1 protein-coding gene is annotated in these 20,247 nt (G+C 51.9%); it reads right to left on the minus strand.

The genetic code is table 11. The features are described 5' to 3' along the window. Positions 1-8: 8 nt before the first annotated feature. Entirely contained in the window at positions 9-19,865 is a 19,857-nt protein-coding gene (locus K0H59_RS01900; protein ID WP_220054483.1) for an Ig-like domain-containing protein, read from the minus strand. Positions 19,866-20,247 lie beyond the last annotated feature (382 nt).

A 20,247-nucleotide genomic window follows, 5' to 3' on the forward strand; every position in this document is an offset into this window, starting at 1 on the left:
CAGATCTTCTAAGGAATTATAGTGCCATTATTGTTATGTGGATCGGTCAATGGTGTTACGCCCTGTGGTGCATCAGGTGTGACAGGGGCTGCATCGATGATCAGAGGGCCGTTACCATTAGTGCCCAGTAGCCCATTGATGACTCCTGCATTGTCGGTTGCACTATATTGGCTAAACAGATTAACCCCATCTAGTACGATATGTTGATCGAATACGCCATCCTTGTTTGCATCGATATCAATGACGGTTGAACCATTGTTATCTAAGCTAAAGTTCAGATAGCTTTCTAGAGTATTAGCGGTTTCTCCTTGGAGTAGGTCGCTAAGATCCAGCTTATCTTCTCTCACATTAAAGTCCATGATGTGGTCTGTACCTTGGTCGGCATCTGCATAGCGCCACAGGAAGGTATCATTACCGCTATCGCCACGCAGTACGTCATCACCTAGGCCACCAATTAAGGTGTCGTTACCAGCACCACCACGAAGAGCATCGTTGTGGCTACCGCCATCAATATAATCGTCCCCAGTGTGTCCGTAGAGGATGTCTGAGCCAGACTGACCATAAATTCGATCGTTGCCACTACCACCATTGACTACATCTGCTCTTTGAGAGGCTACGTCATTGGCCAATAGCAGACCATCACCATCAACTATGCTATTGGAGCCACTTAAAGTACCGGTCATAATATGGTGAGTCAGTAAGTCATTGACTGACAATTCTAGGTCATCATCTGAGCCATAGTTGGCAGTACCAGTCTTACCTGCATAGATAACATCGTCACCTTTACCTGTTTCAATATGATCATTGCCGTCACCACCACTCACAACTTGAGCGCTGCTATTGGTATAACTCTTGTGGATGCCATAAGTAGCAGCTACTTCATCACCAGAGCTATTAGTGATAAAGCCACCATGCGATCCTCCGAGTGTGACATTTAATATTTTTTGATTTCGATTAGATGCACTTTCACCGTCAACGACAATGATGGTGTCATTTAAACTAGAGCCTTGAGTTGAGATAGCATTGGCGTCAGCAATATTAATACCATCGGCATTAATCGGATTGACATCAATCTTCAAGGTGGCGCTTGCTTTATCACCGTCGCCATCTTGGGTGGTGTAGGTGAAGGTTTCGATTGCACCTGCTGCAGGAATGGTGTTGGCACTCGCCGTTAACTGATAGTGGTAAGTACCATCAGCATTAAGGATAAGATTACCGTAGGTTCCTGCTATCGTTGTGCCAACTTGACCTGAAACACCAGTATCAGTGTGATCTCCCGTGGCGACCCCAATTACGGTTAGCGCACCATCGGCACCAGCCACATCATTAGTGAGCACGTTGCCATCAGTATGCGGCAGGGTATAGCCATCTCCAGCCACCATACGCACGACTAACTCATAGCTGGTTGCAGCATCCTCATTGGTGTAGATAGATGTCACAATGTTACCATTACTATCTTTAAAACCAATAACTTGCATTGTGTACATTTGGCCTTCGTAGTTGAAGGTTACACTGGTTTGACCGACAGTAACGATATCGCGAGATGCCATAGGATCGTTGCTATTAGGTGTTTCATTATGGCTAAAGTTCAGCATTAATGTAACTGGTGTTACTACACCGTAAGCATCCGTCACATTAAACGTTACTTTCATGGTCGCTGCAGTGATTGAAGTACCTGAAGTAATCGAATAGTTGTAGTGTGTAAATGTACCTAGCACTATGTCTTGGTTTAAAGATAATGCGCCATTTAGTGCGGCATCATTATCGGCAAAACCATAACCTGACTGACTACCATAGGTTGAACCCCAGCGGAGTTGGTCTTTTCCACTGTCGTTGTCTGGGCCGTCGAATGTGTTGACATTGGAGCCTCCAGTCGTACTGGTCCAGTTGGCAACAATGCCTGAGAAGTTAAAGGAATCAACCACTACATCAAGTTGAGCCGTATCGTTTTGGGCGATGTTGGTATCATCTGCGACAGTGACAGTCACGTTGGAATGTGCGGTATTACCTACGCCATCGACGGCAATAACCTGAATACCATTTACAGTTAGGCTATTGGTATTGACGCTGTGTGGCAGATTCGTTAGTAGCTCTGCAGTCACAGTGACATCACCTTGCTCACCCGCATTAATACGATCCCAATCTAGGGTTAAGCGAATCGCCTCACGTCCATATACAGTACCGACCAATTGGCCTTGGTCATTGAGTGCCCAATGAATCTGAGCGTTGATACCCACCACAGAAATATTGCTAATATCACCAAACTGGAAGCTACCAATCGAGTTGCTACCTGATTTAAAGCTTAGTGTTTGAACACTTGAATCTGGTGCTCCTGCTTGTAAATCGGCTTCATTCAAGGTGGCAAAAGTATTAGGTGTCAGTGCTACAGGCGCAAGCGGTGTAGTACTTGGTGGATCTAAATGTACATTCAGATTACCAGTTGATTTATCTCCATCACTGTCTGTGGCAGTTACGACAAAGTTCAGGTCGAGGCTTTGGCTTGAACTCACAATGGTTTGTGCAGTAGTGCCAGTGAATTGGAAGCTGGTACCACTCAGTGCAGATAGCTCAATGTAAGCGATAGAACCCACGTTTTGGATGAGTTGACCACTTGTAATATTGCCTTCATGTAACAAGTTACCTTGATCATCATAGGCTTTATAGTGGATTTGTGCCGCTCCTGTGAAGCTAAAGCTTGCGGTCGCAGCATCTTCGGAATAATCCACAATTAATACTTCATTGCCATCCACAAATGGGTTTGCAACACCGAAACCGTTATTAGTACCGTTTACTTGAGCAACGTTATTATTGCCATCACGTGCCGTGAGAGTGAAGGCGATATCCGCATCTGCTGGAATCTTAGTTATATCGTTATAAACACCATAACCATGGGTGTCAGGATCATAAGTGACATACACTGCTTCACCGATACCACCTTTTCCTCCAATAAGCCCAGCAATTTGGATTGTTGAAAGCTTATCAATACTCTGATTCATATCGAGAGTGTATTGATCAGTTGTTGGATCGGTTGTTAAGGTGAAAATCAACGTCTGATTTGCTGCGCCTGTATAAGCAGAAGCTGTGCCGTTGGTATCGGTATAGGCGATCAACACATTTGGATGAGTAGGGTCGACATAGTAATAGACTGTGAGTCCACCCGCTGTAATGCCTGAGTTGGCGAAGGTTGTCGTTGTGCCGTTCCAACCAGTCACGTTTGCACTCAGGCTTACACTGTAGTTATCCATAGCAGTATGGTCATTACCATCTGCGCCTAGGATATTGAGGGCACCAACAATATCTGCGGCTGTAGCGCTATTGACGCCTGAACCAGTACTTGGAGCAATAGCGATCACGTCATCATTGATGGTAATACTTACATTACCGGTCAATACGCTATTATCGGCACCTATAGCTTCAATGACGATTCCATTGATCAATGAACTGAGATTCTCGCCACTTAATCCATTAACCTGCTTGATGTTGTCTAATAGCTCAACATTAACGGTAACAGTACCCGTAGCGCCTGCAGCAAGTCCTGATGTCACAGGAGTTCCACTAAGGGTGACTTTAATTACCTCAACACCACCGACAGTACCGACCAACGCACCATTCGCTGCTATTGCCCAAACAATACTGACACCTACAGCAAGGTTGGTTGCCGCAGTGATAGAAGAAGCGTTAAAACGGAATTGTGTAATGTTCTGATTACCCGCGGTAAAGTTAATAGTATTCGAGAAAGTATCAGGAATATTATCGCGTAGACTGCTTTCATTAACCGTCACACTGCAAGAGTTGGGTTGATACACGGTAGCAGTGTCAGAGCCTGAAGCTGATAAATTACCAACAGGATCAGTTTGAGTCGCAGTAACAGTTATGCTTTGGCCTGCGGCAGGTGCGGTTTCACTCCAACTGATGACGCCATTAGCGTAGGTATAGCTACCAAAGGTGAGGATGCCACTGCCATTATCGGTGAAGTCGGCAAAGCTCAGTTCAATCGCTGCGCCACCGTTGATGGTGAGTGTGACATAGCCACCCGCTTCAAAATCAGTGCCATTGATTGACACTGTAAGCTGCACTCCATCGTTGCCCATTTCTGCGGCGGTTAACAGACCATCACCTGGGTTACCGTCATCGACAATTAATACGGTCGGTGCATTTGGTGCGGCAGTTTCAATCACCACATCTTGGGTGACGGTTTTGCTGTTGCCAGCCACGTCGGTGACGGTGGCGACCACAGGGTAGGTGCCGTCAGGCAGCACGGTACCAGTTAAATCCACACTCCAGTTACCTTGCGCATCAATCACTAAGCCGTTGGCGGTGGTGTAGACCACGCCGTTGATGGTGACGGCTAAGGTGCTGTCATCATCCAAATCGACGGTACCGTGGAACACTAAGGTGTTGTCGTTGGTGATAAAGTCCGTGCTGGAGCTACCAGTGTCTTGGGTGATGCTGGTGATGGCCACGGTGTTGCCGTCGCCGTCCTCATCAATCTTGGTATCAATCACCACATCTTGGGTGACGGTTTTGCTGTTGCCAGCCACGTCGGTGACGGTGGCGACCACAGGGTAGGTGCCGTCAGGCAGCACGGTACCAGTTAAATCCACACTCCAGTTACCTTGCGCATCAATCACTAAGCCGTTGGCGGTGGTGTAGACCACGCCGTTGATGGTGACGGCTAAGGTGCTGTCATCATCCAAATCGACGGTACCGTGGAACACTAAGGTGTTGTCGTTGGTGATAAAGTCCGTGCTGGAGCTACCAGTGTCTTGGGTGATGCTGGTGATGGCCACGGTGTTGCCGTCGCCGTCTTGATCAATCTTGGTATCAATCACCACATCTTGGGTGACGGTTTTGCTGTTGCCAGCCACGTCGGTGACGGTGGCGACCACAGGGTAGGTGCCGTCAGGCAGCACGGTACCAGTTAAATCCACACTCCAGTTACCTTGCGCATCAATCACTAAGCCGTTGGCGGTGGTGTAGACCACGCCGTTGATGGTGACGGCTAAGGTGCTGTCATCATCCAAATCGACGGTACCGTGGAACACTAAGGTGTTGTCGTTGGTGATAAAGTCCGTGCTGGAGCTACCAGTGTCTTGGGTGATGCTGGTGATGGCCACGGTGTTGCCGTCGCCGTCTTGATCAATCTTGGTATCAATCACCACATCTTGGGTGACGGTTTTGCTGTTGCCAGCCACGTCGGTGACGGTGGCGACCACAGGGTAGGTGCCGTCAGGCAGCACGGTACCAGTTAAATCCACACTCCAGTTACCTTGCGCATCAATCACTAAGCCGTTGGCGGTGGTGTAGACCACGCCGTTGATGGTGACGGCTAAGGTGCTGTCATCATCCAAATCGACGGTACCGTGGAACACTAAGGTGTTGTCGTTGGTGATAAAGTCCGTGCTGGAGCTACCAGTGTCTTGGGTGATGCTGGTGATGGCCACGGTGTTGCCGTCGCCGTCTTGATCAATCTTGGTATCAATCACCACATCTTGGGTGACGGTTTTGCTGTTGCCAGCCACGTCGGTGACGGTGGCGACCACAGGGTAGGTGCCGTCAGGCAGCACGGTACCAGTTAAATCCACACTCCAGTTACCTTGCGCATCAATCACTAAGCCGTTGGCGGTGGTGTAGACCACGCCGTTGATGGTGACGGCTAAGGTGCTGTCATCATCCAAATCGACGGTACCGTGGAACACTAAGGTGTTGTCGTTGGTGATAAAGTCCGTGCTGGAGCTACCAGTGTCTTGGGTGATGCTGGTGATGGCCACGGTGTTGCCGTCGCCGTCTTGATCAATCTTGGTATCAATCACCACATCTTGGGTGACGGTTTTGCTGTTGCCAGCCACGTCGGTGACGGTGGCGACCACAGGGTAGGTGCCGTCAGGCAGCACGGTACCAGTTAAATCCACACTCCAGTTACCTTGCGCATCAATCACTAAGCCGTTGGCGGTGGTGTAGACCACGCCGTTGATGGTGACGGCTAAGGTGCTGTCATCATCCAAATCGACGGTACCGTGGAACACTAAGGTGTTGTCGTTGGTGATAAAGTCCGTGCTGGAGCTACCAGTGTCTTGGGTGATGCTGGTGATGGCCACGGTGTTGCCGTCGCCGTCTTGATCAATCTTGGTATCAATCACCACATCTTGGGTGACGGTTTTGCTGTTGCCAGCCACGTCGGTGACGGTGGCGACCACAGGGTAGGTGCCGTCAGGCAGCACGGTACCAGTTAAATCCACACTCCAGTTACCTTGCGCATCAATCACTAAGCCGTTGGCGGTGGTGTAGACCACGCCGTTGATGGTGACGGCTAAGGTGCTGTCATCATCCAAATCGACGGTACCGTGGAACACTAAGGTGTTGTCGTTGGTGATAAAGTCCGTGCTGGAGCTACCAGTGTCTTGGGTGATGCTGGTGATGGCCACGGTGTTGCCGTCGCCGTCTTGATCAATCTTGGTATCAATCACCACATCTTGGGTGACGGTTTTGCTGTTGCCAGCCACGTCGGTGACGGTGGCGACCACAGGGTAGGTGCCGTCAGGCAGCACGGTACCAGTTAAATCCACACTCCAGTTACCTTGCGCATCAATCACTAAGCCGTTGGCGGTGGTGTAGACCACGCCGTTGATGGTGACGGCTAAGGTGCTGTCATCATCCAAATCGACGGTACCGTGGAACACTAAGGTGTTGTCGTTGGTGATAAAGTCCGTGCTGGAGCTACCAGTGTCTTGGGTGATGCTGGTGATGGCCACGGTGTTGCCGTCGCCGTCTTGATCAATCTTGGTATCAATCACCACATCTTGGGTGACGGTTTTGCTGTTGCCAGCCACGTCGGTGACGGTGGCGACCACAGGGTAGGTGCCGTCAGGCAGCACGGTACCAGTTAAATCCACACTCCAGTTACCTTGCGCATCAATCACTAAGCCGTTGGCGGTGGTGTAGACCACGCCGTTGATGGTGACGGCTAAGGTGCTGTCATCATCCAAATCGACGGTACCGTGGAACACTAAGGTGTTGTCGTTGGTGATAAAGTCCGTGCTGGAGCTACCAGTGTCTTGGGTGATGCTGGTGATGGCCACGGTGTTGCCGTCGCCGTCTTGATCAATCTTGGTATCAATCACCACATCTTGGGTGACGGTTTTGCTGTTGCCAGCCACGTCGGTGACGGTGGCGACCACAGGGTAGGTGCCGTCAGGCAGCACGGTACCAGTTAAATCCACACTCCAGTTACCTTGCGCATCAATCACTAAGCCGTTGGCGGTGGTGTAGACCACGCCGTTGATGGTGACGGCTAAGGTGCTGTCATCATCCAAATCGACGGTACCGTGGAACACTAAGGTGTTGTCGTTGGTGATAAAGTCCGTGCTGGAGCTACCAGTGTCTTGGGTGATGCTGGTGATGGCCACGGTGTTGCCGTCGCCGTCTTGATCAATCTTGGTATCAATCACCACATCTTGGGTGACGGTTTTGCTGTTGCCAGCCACGTCGGTGACGGTGGCGACCACAGGGTAGGTGCCGTCAGGCAGCACGGTACCAGTTAAATCCACACTCCAGTTACCTTGCGCATCAATCACTAAGCCGTTGGCGGTGGTGTAGACCACGCCGTTGATGGTGACGGCTAAGGTGCTGTCATCATCCAAATCGACGGTACCGTGGAACACTAAGGTGTTGTCGTTGGTGATAAAGTCCGTGCTGGAGCTACCAGTGTCTTGGGTGATGCTGGTGATGGCCACGGTGTTGCCGTCGCCGTCTTGATCAATCTTGGTATCAATCACCACATCTTGGGTGACGGTTTTGCTGTTGCCAGCCACGTCGGTGACGGTGGCGACCACAGGGTAGGTGCCGTCAGGCAGCACGGTACCAGTTAAATCCACACTCCAGTTACCTTGCGCATCAATCACTAAGCCGTTGGCGGTGGTGTAGACCACGCCGTTGATGGTGACGGCTAAGGTGCTGTCATCATCCAAATCGACGGTACCGTGGAACACTAAGGTGTTGTCGTTGGTGATAAAGTCCGTGCTGGAGCTACCAGTGTCTTGGGTGATGCTGGTGATGGCCACGGTGTTGCCGTCGCCGTCTTGATCAATCTTGGTATCAATCACCACATCTTGGGTGACGGTTTTGCTGTTGCCAGCCACGTCGGTGACGGTGGCGACCACAGGGTAGGTGCCGTCAGGCAGCACGGTACCAGTTAAATCCACACTCCAGTTACCTTGCGCATCAATCACTAAGCCGTTGGCGGTGGTGTAGACCACGCCGTTGATGGTGACGGCTAAGGTGCTGTCATCATCCAAATCGACGGTACCGTGGAACACTAAGGTGTTGTCGTTGGTGATAAAGTCCGTGCTGGAGCTACCAGTGTCTTGGGTGATGCTGGTGATGGCCACGGTGTTGCCGTCGCCGTCTTGATCAATCTTGGTATCAATCACCACATCTTGGGTGACGGTTTTGCTGTTGCCAGCCACGTCGGTGACGGTGGCGACCACAGGGTAGGTGCCGTCAGGCAGCACGGTACCAGTTAAATCCACACTCCAGTTACCTTGCGCATCAATCACTAAGCCGTTGGCGGTGGTGTAGACCACGCCGTTGATGGTGACGGCTAAGGTGCTGTCATCATCCAAATCGACGGTACCGTGGAACACTAAGGTGTTGTCGTTGGTGATAAAGTCCGTGCTGGAGCTACCAGTGTCTTGGGTGATGCTGGTGATGGCCACGGTGTTGCCGTCGCCGTCTTGATCAATCTTGGTATCAATCACCACATCTTGGGTGACGGTTTTGCTGTTGCCAGCCACGTCGGTGACGGTGGCGACCACAGGGTAGGTGCCGTCAGGCAGCACGGTACCAGTTAAATCCACACTCCAGTTACCTTGCGCATCAATCACTAAGCCGTTGGCGGTGGTGTAGACCACGCCGTTGATGGTGACGGCTAAGGTGCTGTCATCATCCAAATCGACGGTACCGTGGAACACTAAGGTGTTGTCGTTGGTGATAAAGTCCGTGCTGGAGCTACCAGTGTCTTGGGTGATGCTGGTGATGGCCACGGTGTTGCCGTCGCCGTCTTGATCAATCTTGGTATCAATCACCACATCTTGGGTGACGGTTTTGCTGTTGCCAGCCACGTCGGTGACGGTGGCGACCACAGGGTAGGTGCCGTCAGGCAGCACGGTACCAGTTAAATCCACACTCCAGTTACCTTGCGCATCAATCACTAAGCCGTTGGCGGTGGTGTAGACCACGCCGTTGATGGTGACGGCTAAGGTGCTGTCATCATCCAAATCGACGGTACCGTGGAACACTAAGGTGTTGTCGTTGGTGATAAAGTCCGTGCTGGAGCTACCAGTGTCTTGGGTGATGCTGGTGATGGCCACGGTGTTGCCGTCGCCGTCTTGATCAATCTTGGTATCAATCACCACATCTTGGGTGACGGTTTTGCTGTTGCCAGCCACGTCGGTGACGGTGGCGACCACAGGGTAGGTGCCGTCAGGCAGCACGGTACCAGTTAAATCCACACTCCAGTTACCTTGCGCATCAATCACTAAGCCGTTGGCGGTGGTGTAGACCACGCCGTTGATGGTGACGGCTAAGGTGCTGTCATCATCCAAATCGACGGTACCGTGGAACACTAAGGTGTTGTCGTTGGTGATAAAGTCCGTGCTGGAGCTACCAGTGTCTTGGGTGATGCTGGTGATGGCCACGGTGTTGCCGTCGCCGTCTTGATCAATCTTGGTATCAATCACCACATCTTGGGTGACGGTTTTGCTGTTGCCAGCCACGTCGGTGACGGTGGCGACCACAGGGTAGGTGCCGTCAGGCAGCACGGTACCAGTTAAATCCACACTCCAGTTACCTTGCGCATCAATCACTAAGCCGTTGGCGGTGGTGTAGACCACGCCGTTGATGGTGACGGCTAAGGTGCTGTCATCATCCAAATCGACGGTACCGTGGAACACTAAGGTGTTGTCGTTGGTGATAAAGTCCGTGCTGGAGCTACCAGTGTCTTGGGTGATGCTGGTGATGGCCACGGTGTTGCCGTCGCCGTCTTGATCAATCTTGGTATCAATCACCACATCTTGGGTGACGGTTTTGCTGTTGCCAGCCACGTCGGTGACGGTGGCGACCACAGGGTAGGTGCCGTCAGGCAGCACGGTACCAGTTAAATCCACACTCCAGTTACCTTGCGCATCAATCACTAAGCCGTTGGCGGTGGTGTAGACCACGCCGTTGATGGTGACGGCTAAGGTGCTGTCATCATCCAAATCGACGGTACCGTGGAACACTAAGGTGTTGTCGTTGGTGATAAAGTCCGTGCTGGAGCTACCAGTGTCTTGGGTGATGCTGGTGATGGCCACGGTGTTGCCGTCGCCGTCTTGATCAATCTTGGTATCAATCACCACATCTTGGGTGACGGTTTTGCTGTTGCCAGCCACGTCGGTGACGGTGGCGACCACAGGGTAGGTGCCGTCAGGCAGCACGGTACCAGTTAAATCCACACTCCAGTTACCTTGCGCATCAATCACTAAGCCGTTGGCGGTGGTGTAGACCACGCCGTTGATGGTGACGGCTAAGGTGCTGTCATCATCCAAATCGACGGTACCGTGGAACACTAAGGTGTTGTCGTTGGTGATAAAGTCCGTGCTGGAGCTACCAGTGTCTTGGGTGATGCTGGTGATGGCCACGGTGTTGCCGTCGCCGTCTTGATCAATCTTGGTATCAATCACCACATCTTGGGTGACGGTTTTGCTGTTGCCAGCCACGTCGGTGACGGTGGCGACCACAGGGTAGGTGCCGTCAGGCAGCACGGTACCAGTTAAATCCACACTCCAGTTACCTTGCGCATCAATCACTAAGCCGTTGGCGGTGGTGTAGACCACGCCGTTGATGGTGACGGCTAAGGTGCTGTCATCATCCAAATCGACGGTACCGTGGAACACTAAGGTGTTGTCGTTGGTGATAAAGTCCGTGCTGGAGCTACCAGTGTCTTGGGTGATGCTGGTGATGGCCACGGTGTTGCCGTCGCCGTCTTGATCAATCTTGGTATCAATCACCACATCTTGGGTGACGGTTTTGCTGTTGCCAGCCACGTCGGTGACGGTGGCGACCACAGGGTAGGTGCCGTCAGGCAGCACGGTACCAGTTAAATCCACACTCCAGTTACCTTGCGCATCAATCACTAAGCCGTTGGCGGTGGTGTAGACCACGCCGTTGATGGTGACGGCTAAGGTGCTGTCATCATCCAAATCGACGGTACCGTGGAACACTAAGGTGTTGTCGTTGGTGATAAAGTCCGTGCTGGAGCTACCAGTGTCTTGGGTGATGCTGGTGATGGCCACGGTGTTGCCGTCGCCGTCTTGATCAATCTTGGTATCAATCACCACATCTTGGGTGACGGTTTTGCTGTTGCCAGCCACGTCGGTGACGGTGGCGACCACAGGGTAGGTGCCGTCAGGCAGCACGGTACCAGTTAAATCCACACTCCAGTTACCTTGCGCATCAATCACTAAGCCGTTGGCGGTGGTGTAGACCACGCCGTTGATGGTGACGGCTAAGGTGCTGTCATCATCCAAATCGACGGTACCGTGGAACACTAAGGTGTTGTCGTTGGTGATAAAGTCCGTGCTGGAGCTACCAGTGTCTTGGGTGATGCTGGTGATGGCCACGGTGTTGCCGTCGCCGTCTTGATCAATCTTGGTATCAATCACCACATCTTGGGTGACGGTTTTGCTGTTGCCAGCCACGTCGGTGACGGTGGCGACCACAGGGTAGGTGCCGTCAGGCAGCACGGTACCAGTTAAATCCACACTCCAGTTACCTTGCGCATCAATCACTAAGCCGTTGGCGGTGGTGTAGACCACGCCGTTGATGGTGACGGCTAAGGTGCTGTCATCATCCAAATCGACGGTACCGTGGAACACTAAGGTGTTGTCGTTGGTGATAAAGTCCGTGCTGGAGCTACCAGTGTCTTGGGTGATGCTGGTGATGGCCACGGTGTTGCCGTCGCCGTCTTGATCAATCTTGGTATCAATCACCACATCTTGGGTGACGGTTTTGCTGTTGCCAGCCACGTCGGTGACGGTGGCGACCACAGGGTAGGTGCCGTCAGGCAGCACGGTACCAGTTAAATCCACACTCCAGTTACCTTGCGCATCAATCACTAAGCCGTTGGCGGTGGTGTAGACCACGCCGTTGATGGTGACGGCTAAGGTGCTGTCATCATCCAAATCGACGGTACCGTGGAACACTAAGGTGTTGTCGTTGGTGATAAAGTCCGTGCTGGAGCTACCAGTGTCTTGGGTGATGCTGGTGATGGCCACGGTGTTGCCGTCGCCGTCTTGATCAATCTTGGTATCAATCACCACATCTTGGGTGACGGTTTTGCTGTTGCCAGCCACGTCGGTGACGGTGGCGACCACAGGGTAGGTGCCGTCAGGCAGCACGGTACCAGTTAAATCCACACTCCAGTTACCTTGCGCATCAATCACTAAGCCGTTGGCGGTGGTGTAGACCACGCCGTTGATGGTGACGGCTAAGGTGCTGTCATCATCCAAATCGACGGTACCGTGGAACACTAAGGTGTTGTCGTTGGTGATAAAGTCCGTGCTGGAGCTACCAGTGTCTTGGGTGATGCTGGTGATGGCCACGGTGTTGCCGTCGCCGTCTTGATCAATCTTGGTATCAATCACCACATCTTGGGTGACGGTTTTGCTGTTGCCAGCCACGTCGGTGACGGTGGCGACCACAGGGTAGGTGCCGTCAGGCAGCACGGTACCAGTTAAATCCACACTCCAGTTACCTTGCGCATCAATCACTAAGCCGTTGGCGGTGGTGTAGACCACGCCGTTGATGGTGACGGCTAAGGTGCTGTCATCATCCAAATCGACGGTACCGTGGAACACTAAGGTGTTGTCGTTGGTGATAAAGTCCGTGCTGGAGCTACCAGTGTCTTGGGTGATGCTGGTGATGGCCACGGTGTTGCCGTCGCCGTCTTGATCAATCTTGGTATCAATCACCACATCTTGGGTGACGGTTTTGCTGTTGCCAGCCACGTCGGTGACGGTGGCGACCACAGGGTAGGTGCCGTCAGGCAGCACGGTACCAGTTAAATCCACACTCCAGTTACCTTGCGCATCAATCACTAAGCCGTTGGCGGTGGTGTAGACCACGCCGTTGATGGTGACGGCTAAGGTGCTGTCATCATCCAAATCGACGGTACCGTGGAACACTAAGGTGTTGTCGTTGGTGATAAAGTCCGTGCTGGAGCTACCAGTGTCTTGGGTGATGCTGGTGATGGCCACGGTGTTGCCGTCGCCGTCTTGATCAATCTTGGTATCAATCACCACATCTTGGGTGACGGTTTTGCTGTTGCCAGCCACGTCGGTGACGGTGGCGACCACAGGGTAGGTGCCGTCAGGCAGCACGGTACCAGTTAAATCCACACTCCAGTTACCTTGCGCATCAATCACTAAGCCGTTGGCGGTGGTGTAGACCACGCCGTTGATGGTGACGGCTAAGGTGCTGTCATCATCCAAATCGACGGTACCGTGGAACACTAAGGTGTTGTCGTTGGTGATAAAGTCCGTGCTGGAGCTACCAGTGTCTTGGGTGATGCTGGTGATGGCCACGGTGTTGCCGTCGCCGTCTTGATCAATCTTGGTATCAATCACCACATCTTGGGTGACGGTTTTGCTGTTGCCAGCCACGTCGGTGACGGTGGCGACCACAGGGTAGGTGCCGTCAGGCAGCACGGTACCAGTTAAATCCACACTCCAGTTACCTTGCGCATCAATCACTAAGCCGTTGGCGGTGGTGTAGACCACGCCGTTGATGGTGACGGCTAAGGTGCTGTCATCATCCAAATCGACGGTACCGTGGAACACTAAGGTGTTGTCGTTGGTGATAAAGTCCGTGCTGGAGCTACCAGTGTCTTGGGTGATGCTGGTGATGGCCACGGTGTTGCCGTCGCCGTCTTGATCAATCTTGGTATCAATCACCACATCTTGGGTGACGGTTTTGCTGTTGCCAGCCACGTCGGTGACGGTGGCGACCACAGGGTAGGTGCCGTCAGGCAGCACGGTACCAGTTAAATCCACACTCCAGTTACCTTGCGCATCAATCACTAAGCCGTTGGCGGTGGTGTAGACCACGCCGTTGATGGTGACGGCTAAGGTGCTGTCATCATCCAAATCGACGGTACCGTGGAACACTAAGGTGTTGTCGTTGGTGATAAAGTCCGTGCTGGAGCTACCAGTGTCTTGGGTGATGCTGGTGATGGCCACGGTGTTGCCGTCGCCGTCTTGATCAATCTTGGTATCAATCACCACATCTTGGGTGACGGTTTTGCTGTTGCCAGCCACGTCGGTGACGGTGGCGACCACAGGGTAGGTGCCGTCAGGCAGCACGGTACCAGTTAAATCCACACTCCAGTTACCTTGCGCATCAATCACTAAGCCGTTGGCGGTGGTGTAGACCACGCCGTTGATGGTGACGGCTAAGGTGCTGTCATCATCCAAATCGACGGTACCGTGGAACACTAAGGTGTTGTCGTTGGTGATAAAGTCCGTGCTGGAGCTACCAGTGTCTTGGGTGATGCTGGTGATGGCCACGGTGTTGCCGTCGCCGTCTTGATCAATCTTGGTATCAATCACCACATCTTGGGTGACGGTTTTGCTGTTGCCAGCCACGTCGGTGACGGTGGCGACCACAGGGTAGGTGCCGTCAGGCAGCACGGTACCAGTTAAATCCACACTCCAGTTACCTTGCGCATCAATCACTAAGCCGTTGGCGGTGGTGTAGACCACGCCGTTGATGGTGACGGCTAAGGTGCTGTCATCATCCAAATCGACGGTACCGTGGAACACTAAGGTGTTGTCGTTGGTGATAAAGTCCGTGCTGGAGCTACCAGTGTCTTGGGTGATGCTGGTGATGGCCACGGTGTTGCCGTCGCCGTCTTGATCAATCTTGGTATCAATCACCACATCTTGGGTGACGGTTTTGCTGTTGCCAGCCACGTCGGTGACGGTGGCGACCACAGGGTAGGTGCCGTCAGGCAGCACGGTACCAGTTAAATCCACACTCCAGTTACCTTGCGCATCAATCACTAAGCCGTTGGCGGTGGTGTAGACCACGCCGTTGATGGTGACGGCTAAGGTGCTGTCATCATCCAAATCGACGGTACCGTGGAACACTAAGGTGTTGTCGTTGGTGATAAAGTCCGTGCTGGAGCTACCAGTGTCTTGGGTGATGCTGGTGATGGCCACGGTGTTGCCGTCGCCGTCTTGATCAATCTTGGTATCAATCACCACATCTTGGGTGACGGTTTTGCTGTTGCCAGCCACGTCGGTGACGGTGGCGACCACAGGGTAGGTGCCGTCAGGCAGCACGGTACCAGTTAAATCCACACTCCAGTTACCTTGCGCATCAATCACTAAGCCGTTGGCGGTGGTGTAGACCACGCCGTTGATGGTGACGGCTAAGGTGCTGTCATCATCCAAATCGACGGTACCGTGGAACACTAAGGTGTTGTCGTTGGTGATAAAGTCCGTGCTGGAGCTACCAGTGTCTTGGGTGATGCTGGTGATGGCCACGGTGTTGCCGTCGCCGTCTTGATCAATCTTGGTATCAATCACCACATCTTGGGTGACGGTTTTGCTGTTGCCAGCCACGTCGGTGACGGTGGCGACCACAGGGTAGGTGCCGTCAGGCAGCACGGTACCAGTTAAATCCACACTCCAGTTACCTTGCGCATCAATCACTAAGCCGTTGGCGGTGGTGTAGACCACGCCGTTGATGGTGACGGCTAAGGTGCTGTCATCATCCAAATCGACGGTACCGTGGAACACTAAGGTGTTGTCGTTGGTGATAAAGTCCGTGCTGGAGCTACCAGTGTCTTGGGTGATGCTGGTGATGGCCACGGTGTTGCCGTCGCCGTCTTGATCAATCTTGGTATCAATCACCACATCTTGGGTGACGGTTTTGCTGTTGCCAGCCACGTCGGTGACGGTGGCGACCACAGGGTAGGTGCCGTCAGGCAGCACGGTACCAGTTAAATCCACACTCCAGTTACCTTGCGCATCAATCACTAAGCCGTTGGCGGTGGTGTAGACCACGCCGTTGATGGTGACGGCTAAGGTGCTGTCATCATCCAAATCGACGGTACCGTGGAACACTAAGGTGTTGTCGTTGGTGATAAAGTCCGTGCTGGAGCTACCAGTGTCTTGGGTGATGCTGGTGATGGCCACGGTGTTGCCGTCGCCGTCTTGATCAATCTTGGTATCAATCACCACATCTTGGGTGACGGTTTTGCTGTTGCCAGCCACGTCGGTGACGGTGGCGACCACAGGGTAGGTGCCGTCAGGCAGCACGGTACCAGTTAAATCCACACTCCAGTTACCTTGCGCATCAATCACTAAGCCGTTGGCGGTGGTGTAGACCACGCCGTTGATGGTGACGGCTAAGGTGCTGTCATCATCCAAATCGACGGTACCGTGGAACACTAAGGTGTTGTCGTTGGTGATAAAGTCCGTGCTGGAGCTACCAGTGTCTTGGGTGATGCTGGTGATGGCCACGGTGTTGCCGTCGCCGTCTTGATCAATCTTGGTATCAATCACCACATCTTGGGTGACGGTTTTGCTGTTGCCAGCCACGTCGGTGACGGTGGCGACCACAGGGTAGGTGCCGTCAGGCAGCACGGTACCAGTTAAATCCACACTCCAGTTACCTTGCGCATCAATCACTAAGCCGTTGGCGGTGGTGTAGACCACGCCGTTGATGGTGACGGCTAAGGTGCTGTCATCATCCAAATCGACGGTACCGTGGAACACTAAGGTGTTGTCGTTGGTGATAAAGTCCGTGCTGGAGCTACCAGTGTCTTGGGTGATGCTGGTGATGGCCACGGTGTTGCCGTCGCCGTCTTGATCAATCTTGGTATCAATCACCACATCTTGGGTGACGGTTTTGCTGTTGCCAGCCACGTCGGTGACGGTGGCGACCACAGGGTAGGTGCCGTCAGGCAGCACGGTACCAGTTAAATCCACACTCCAGTTACCTTGCGCATCAATCACTAAGCCGTTGGCGGTGGTGTAGACCACGCCGTTGATGGTGACGGCTAAGGTGCTGTCATCATCCAAATCGACGGTACCGTGGAACACTAAGGTGTTGTCGTTGGTGATAAAGTCCGTGCTGGAGCTACCAGTGTCTTGGGTGATGCTGGTGATGGCCACGGTGTTGCCGTCGCCGTCTTGATCAATCTTGGTATCAATCACCACATCTTGGGTGACGGTTTTGCTGTTGCCAGCCACGTCGGTGACGGTGGCGACCACAGGGTAGGTGCCGTCAGGCAGCACGGTACCAGTTAAATCCACACTCCAGTTACCTTGCGCATCAATCACTAAGCCGTTGGCGGTGGTGTAGACCACGCCGTTGATGGTGACGGCTAAGGTGCTGTCATCATCCAAATCGACGGTACCGTGGAACACTAAGGTGTTGTCGTTGGTGATAAAGTCCGTGCTGGAGCTACCAGTGTCTTGGGTGATGCTGGTGATGGCCACGGTGTTGCCGTCGCCGTCTTGATCAATCTTGGTATCAATCACCACATCTTGGGTGACGGTTTTGCTGTTGCCAGCCACGTCGGTGACGGTGGCGACCACAGGGTAGGTGCCGTCAGGCAGCACGGTACCAGTTAAATCCACACTCCAGTTACCTTGCGCATCAATCACTAAGCCGTTGGCGGTGGTGTAGACCACGCCGTTGATGGTGACGGCTAAGGTGCTGTCATCATCCAAATCGACGGTACCGTGGAACACTAAGGTGTTGTCGTTGGTGATAAAGTCCGTGCTGGAGCTACCAGTGTCTTGGGTGATGCTGGTGATGGCCACGGTGTTGCCGTCGCCATCCTCATCAATCTTAATATCGACATTACCGTTATCCGTTGCTTTACCTGTGTTGCCAGCAGGATCTGTTACTGTCGCTACTGCGGTATAGCCACCATGAGGGATCGGTTCTGTTACATCGACAGCATAAGTACCATCGGGGTTAACGGTTGTAGTGAGAGTTTGTTGCACACCGTTACTGTCTGTTACAACAATAGTGATCACACTGCCAGGCGCTGCATCAGTAGTACCAGTAATTGTTGGGGTAGTGTCTTGCGTATCATCAGGAGCACTCACAGTAATTGTTGGTGCAGTTGTGTCGAGTAGGGCTGAATCGCTACCTTCAGGCGAGGTGTTACCCGCTGGATCTGTGATGGTTGCTACCACAGTAATGGTTTCGCCTTCAGCTGGCGCAGGCAGTGTTAAATTGACAAAACCATTGTTGATATCTTGTTGTGTCAACACATAGTCAACACCATTGACCGTCAGAGTATCGCCTGCATTTGCACCAGTGCCGCCTAAACCAATAGTGACACTAACTTCGGTTGCACCACCGAGTTCAGCATTACTGATAAAGCCATCATCGTTAGTATCTGTTGTGATAGTAACACTTGGACCACCATCGGCCACAGGAGTGACATTGATAGTTAATGTCGCTGTTGAACCTGTATTAGTGGTGTAGGTGATAACAGGAACTTGGCCGTTCCAATCAGCATTTGGAGTAAAGCTGTAAGATCCGTCGGCATTAATCAGTAATGAACCACCTTCGAGAGTCACCGCGGTGCCCGCAGCAATGGTTTGTCCGTTAACTGAGTAGCTGACAACAGAAAGGGTATCATCAATATCTCTATCGTTATCTAGGACATTTCCGGTAGCTACCGTATCTTCATCGACGGTATTAGTATCGTTTGCTAGTACCGATGGGTCATCAACAGGGGTGACGCTAATGGTTAATGTTGCAGTTGAACCTGTATTAGTGGTGTAGGTGATAACAGGAACCTGGCCGTTCCAATCTGCATTTGGAGTAAAGCTGTAAGAGCCATCGGCATTGAGTACTAAGCTACCACCTTCTAGAGCGACAGTGGTACCCGCGGCAAAAGTGCTGCCTGATACAGTAAAGCTAACAACACTTAAGGTTGAATCCACATCGGTGTCGTTGTCGAGCACATTGCCTGTAGCAATCGTATCTTCATCGACAGTATTGGTATCGTTTGCTAATACCGATGGGTCATCAACAGGAGTGACGTTAATGGTTAATGTTGCAGTTGAACCTGTATTAGTGGTGTAAGTGATGACAGGTACTTGGCCGTTCCAGTTTTCATTTGGTGTGAAGGTGTAAGAGCCATCTGCATTGAGTACAAAGCTACCGCCTTCAAGGGTAACAATCGTGCCTGCGGCGAAGTCGGTACCATTAATATTAAAACCCGCCACACTTAATACTGTATCTGCATCTACATCATTCGTGAGCACATTGCCTGAAGCAACGGTATCTTCATCAACGGTAATACTGTCGTTTGCTAATACTGAAGGAGAATCTGTTGCTACGGTTTGGTCAGGAGCCGCAGTCGTCGTTGCTGTCAGTGTTTGTGAAGAGGTTGAGTAACCTGATGTGGCTAAGGCTTCAGTGCCATCACGGGCAAGGGTGACATAACCTGAGTTACCGTCACTGCCAGCTGGAGCATTACCTGCGGCGGTTTCTGGTAGATTTTGAGTTGGGTCTTCACCAGAGGCGATCAGATCTTGTAGTGCTTGGATTTCGTCTTGGGTTGCTTGATCGCCAGCGTTGGGAGTGGCAGCAATACTCGGTGCAACTTCGTTAGACAGCTTAGTGCCATCATCGAAGGTGATTTCGTAGGTTGCATTTTCACCGATATGGAGAACAGCACCTTTTGGGAGTTGTTCGCCGTCCTTAGCGGGTTGATTTGAACCATTAACCTCGACTTCGATTTGCCCTTTTACCAGTTTGAGCAAACCTTTCTTTGTTGTAATGATCGATCCCATAATAAGCTCCCAACAGCTAACTGTGTTAATCCAAAGATGCACAGATCCAACAAATGTGATGGATTGTGATACAAGTGGTGAAATTTTAGCTTGGTACTAATGGGAAGTCAATTTTTTGACGCGACGCGATAACTTGCTATGACTGGGTTTTACGGAGAGTGGTGCGAAAAATTGGCGTTTAAATCTGCCTTAACTAGATGTGGTATCTTAAAGCAGAATAGACGCTGCATCTAGTACCTTTGTTTTATATATAGAAACATATTTATAACAAATTAGTCTGTGTATAGACATTAAAATTTTATGAATTCTGTTAAAGCGGCGTTTAGACAAGTCAAAATGGAAGTGATTGGTTAGATTTGAGGAGCTGAGAAGCCGCAACTCC

Origin of the sequence: Shewanella sp. FJAT-51649, from assembly GCF_019457435.1 — a bacterium.
Taxonomy (GTDB): Bacteria; Pseudomonadota; Gammaproteobacteria; order Enterobacterales; family Shewanellaceae; genus Shewanella; species Shewanella mangrovisoli.